This window comes from Mucilaginibacter sp. (genome assembly GCF_036383575.1).
Lineage (GTDB): Bacteria > Bacteroidota > Bacteroidia > Sphingobacteriales > Sphingobacteriaceae > Mucilaginibacter.
Map to the genome: position 1 here is coordinate 1 of NZ_DASVOB010000053.1, position 2,663 is coordinate 2,663.

3 protein-coding genes are annotated in these 2,663 nt (G+C 42.9%); all 3 read right to left on the bottom strand.

Features of this window, described 5'->3' with window-relative positions; all coding sequences use genetic code 11:
* Window positions 1-48: 48 nt before the first annotated feature.
* From VF500_RS01835 to ribD, 3 genes are read right to left on the bottom strand one after another with little or no spacing between them, the layout of a single operon-like run.
* Window positions 49-663 (bottom strand): YigZ family protein, encoded by a 615-nt coding sequence (locus tag VF500_RS01835; RefSeq protein WP_330858041.1) that lies wholly within the window; start codon window positions 661-663, stop codon window positions 49-51.
* 9 nt (window positions 664-672) lie between these two features.
* Window positions 673-1,551 (bottom strand): EamA family transporter, encoded by an 879-nt coding sequence (locus VF500_RS01840; RefSeq protein WP_330858042.1) that lies wholly within the window; start codon window positions 1,549-1,551, stop codon window positions 673-675.
* Complete coding sequence (ribD, locus tag VF500_RS01845) at window positions 1,552-2,607, bottom strand: bifunctional diaminohydroxyphosphoribosylaminopyrimidine deaminase/5-amino-6-(5-phosphoribosylamino)uracil reductase RibD (protein WP_330858043.1); 1,056 nt, start codon at window positions 2,605-2,607, stop codon at window positions 1,552-1,554.
* Between the last annotated feature and the right edge of the window lie 56 nt (window positions 2,608-2,663).

A 2,663-nucleotide genomic window follows, 5' to 3' on the forward strand; every position in this document is an offset into this window, starting at 1 on the left:
TCGGCACAAAAACAGTGCCCTGATTGGTAAAGTAAAGGAGTTCAACTGTTAGATACTATGATCATACTTAACCGTTGTACCGCTCACTTTGCTCAATTTAAAAAGTGCCTGTTCAACCTGTGTTTTACGAATGGAAAGCTGAATGCTGCAATTATTATCAAAAACCTGGTTAAGTATAGTAAGGTTTTCTTCTTTAATAATACGCATTATATCGTTCATTTGCAGGTAATCAAACGAGACAGTGTAAACGTCATTTACTGTTTTTTCAATGATAACCGCCTGGCTTAATGCTTCTTCAGTAGCAACTTTGTAAGCGTTAATTAAACCGGGAACGCCTAATAAAGTACCACCAAAATAACGGACAACTACGACCACCAGGTTAGTGAGGTCTTTCGATACAAGCATGTTGAGGATTGGTCTGCCTGCGGTGCCAGAAGGCTCCCCATCATCGTTAACCCTGAAAACGGAGCGATCAATAGTTAAGCGCATGGCCCAGCAATGGTGATTGGCTTTGGGATGTTCTGATTTTAACTGAGCTACAATGGCCTTGATATCGTTTTCAGAATTAATGGGAAAAGCATAAGCCAGGAATTTGCTGCCCCGGTCGCGAAAGATACCTTCGGCAGGGTTTTCTATAGTTTTATAAGTATCGTCAAAAAGCATTCAGAAATATTACAAGTGCAGGAAGCCCAATGTTTGCGGGAAATAAATAATAACAATAGCCAATACGGCTGCAGCTATGCCGACCTTGTTTAGCAGGCTCAGTTTTTCTTTAAATACAAAGATACCAACCAGCGTGCCAACCACAATAACACCAATGTTTACCGAAGAAAACACCGCCGAAGGACTATTGGCCAGCGCCTGGTGCGCTTTTAAATAAAACAGGATATTGCCAAAGTTAGCTATGCCGAGGATCCACCCTATGATGATCTGAGGCAGGGAGAATTTTGTTTTTTTAGTAGATACCTGGTAAACTAAACCGGCGAAGGTCAATACAAAGGCAATAATGAAGATCACAAATATGGCTGTGGTAAAAGGTACATTGCTTACTTTGGTAAGCTGTTTTAACAGCACATCAATAACGCCAAAGCCCAGGAAAACAATTAACAGGTAAATCCACGAACCTTTTTCCACCTTATTACCCGCCGATTTTTGCCAGGGGACAGAGCAGATAATAGCAATGAAAGCTAATACAATACCAATGGCCTTAATTGTACCAGTAGTTTCGCCAAATAAAACAAACGCCGCCAATATGGGAATGAACAGGGATAGGCGCTGCGCCACATCCGTACGCACAATGCCGGCTTTACGCACCGACGTAGCCATGATCACAAATATGGCAGGGAAAAGGATACCCAAAGCCAGGTAATTCAAAACGGGCCCGTTTTGAATAATATTCAGCTGTGGTTTAAAAAAGAACCATGTAAGTAAAATAGCCATGGAGTAATTCCAGGTGATGGCCTGGTAAACATCCACATGGTAACGTTTTGCCAGTTTCAGCAAAATAGAGACGATAACACTACAGCAAATACTTAAAAAAACGAACAGCATTTATATAACTGGCTTATTGTATAACAATTGCAAGCGGTCGGCGCCTACGGGATATTCCTCGGCAAGTATACCTGTTATTTGCGGTGCTTTTATGCCTTTGTTCAAAACTTTATCGCCGGTAAACACCCGGGCTTCATCCCAAAGCCCAGCCTCTATAAAGGCCTCAAGCGTACGTGCGCCTCCTTCAATAATAACCGATTGAATATCCTGAAGGTATAACTGGTATAAAATGTATTGCGGCACAAAGCGTTCAAAATCCTCAAGTGCTATGTACCTGTTCTTGCCATCTACATCAAACTTAACTTCGTTAAATATCAACGTTTCGGCCGACTGATCAAATACATTCAACCCGTTATTTAATTCCAGTTTCCTATCTATCACCACTCGTTTAGGCGATGGGCCATCCCAGTAACGAGTATTCAATTGAGGATTATCACTCAATACGGTATTTTTGCCAACCAGTACGGCATCTTCTTCGCTGCGCCATTTGTGAACCAGCTTTTTTGATTCGGGGCCGGTGATCCAGAATTGGTTGCCATCCGCAGGGGCAAAGAAGCCATCCTGTGTTTGCGCCCACTTCAGAATAATATAAGGCCGGTGTTTTTGTACTTTGGTAAAAAAACGGCGGTTAATCCATTGGCATTCCTGTTCAAGTACACCGGTAATTACTTCAATACCGGCAGCTTGCAGTTTTTCAATGCCTTTGCCGTCAACCTGGGCAAAAGGATCGCGGCAGCCAACTACTACCTTTGGGATCTGGTGCTTAACGATCAGATCTGCACAAGGGGGCGTTTTGCCATAGTGAGCACAAGGCTCTAACGAAACATATATAGCTGAATTTTTGAGCAATTCAGCATAGTTATCAAACTTCTGGGTAACCTGGGCAATGGCATTAACTTCGGCATGGGCCTGGCCATATTTCTGGTGGTAGCCCTCTCCTATTATCCTGCCATCGTGAACCACAACCGCGCCAACCATAGGGTTCGGACTAACATAACCTGCGCCAAGCTGGGCAAGCTCCAAACAGCGGCGCATATATTTTTCATGTTCAAGCATGCTGCAAAAGTAGCTTTTATGTTACTTTGTTGCATGATTACGATTAAGGATGTTTT

Excerpts from the sequence above, each read along its gene's own strand:
- VF500_RS01835 (WP_330858041.1), bottom strand. The coding sequence starts at position 663 with ATGCTTTTTGACGATACTTATAAAACTATAGAAAACCCTGCCGAAGGT.
- VF500_RS01840 (WP_330858042.1), bottom strand. The coding sequence starts at position 1,551 with ATGCTGTTCGTTTTTTTAAGTATTTGCTGTAGTGTTATCGTCTCTATT.
- ribD (WP_330858043.1), bottom strand. The coding sequence starts at position 2,607 with ATGCTTGAACATGAAAAATATATGCGCCGCTGTTTGGAGCTTGCCCAG.